Origin of the sequence: Actinomyces provencensis (assembly GCF_900155435.1) — a bacterium.
Lineage (GTDB): Bacteria > Actinomycetota > Actinomycetes > Actinomycetales > Actinomycetaceae > Pauljensenia > Pauljensenia provencensis.
The window spans coordinates 1-914 of sequence record NZ_LT700220.1 but is presented as its reverse complement, the minus strand read 5'-3'; the positions used below and the strand labels follow the sequence as shown (position 1 = coordinate 914).

At 63.0% G+C, this 914-nt stretch carries 1 protein-coding gene; it reads left to right on the top strand.

Annotated elements, in window-relative coordinates; all coding sequences use genetic code 11:
- Positions 1 to 55 precede the first annotated feature (55 nt).
- The coding region (locus tag BQ9890_RS14335) for an IS630 family transposase (RefSeq protein WP_075893333.1) at positions 56 to 914 on the top strand (859 nt) is incomplete at its 3' end.

Below are 914 nucleotides of genomic sequence, written 5' to 3'. Positions count from 1 at the left end.
CTAGTGTCGCGTGTCGTTAGTTCCTCAATGGTTGGGTGTTTGAGAGAATTTGGTCATGGCGAATTCTCCGGCTCCGGCGTTGGTGCTTCTCGATGGCGATCGGGATGAGTTGGCGTCGTGGACGCGTTCCACGACAATTCGTGCCGGTCTGGCGTTGAGGGCTCGGATCGTGTTGCTCGCTGCGGATGGTGTCGCGAACGCGCGGATCGCTACCGAGGTGGGAACAACGACGACCTCGGTGTGGAAGTGGCGGAACCGGTATGTCGATGCTGGGCTCGCGGGGCTGGCCGATGCGCCGCGTTCTGGCAGGCCGAAGCACGTCGATGACGAACGAATCATCACCGCGACGCTTCAGGCGCCGCCGAAGAAGTACGGGGTGACGCACTGGTCCTCGCGGCTGCTGGCGACTCATCTGAAGATCGGGAACGCGACGGTCGCGCGGGCGTGGCGGAAGTATGGCGTGCAGCCCTGGCGGTCTGAGACGTTCAAGTTCTCCACCGACCCTGAGTTGGCCGGCAAGGTCACCGATGTCGTCGGCCTGTACTTGGCGCCGCCGGAGAACGCGATCGTGTTGTGTGTGGACGAGAAGAGCCAGATCCAGGCGTTGGATCGCACCGCCCCGATGCTGCCGATGCGCATCGGTGACGCGGAGAAACGCACCCATGACTACAAGCGGCATGGCACGACGACCTTGTTCGCGGCGTTGGAGATCGCGACAGGACAGGTCACCGGTGCGGTCAAGCCCAAGCACCGCAGGCAGGAGTTCCTCGCATTCCTGCGCCAACTCGATCGGGCCTACCCAGACCAGGAACTTCACCTGGTGATGGACAACTACGCCACCCACAAGACCCCCGAGGTCAAGGCGTGGCTGGAGAAGCACCCGCGCTTCCACGTGCATTTCACCCCAACGTCAG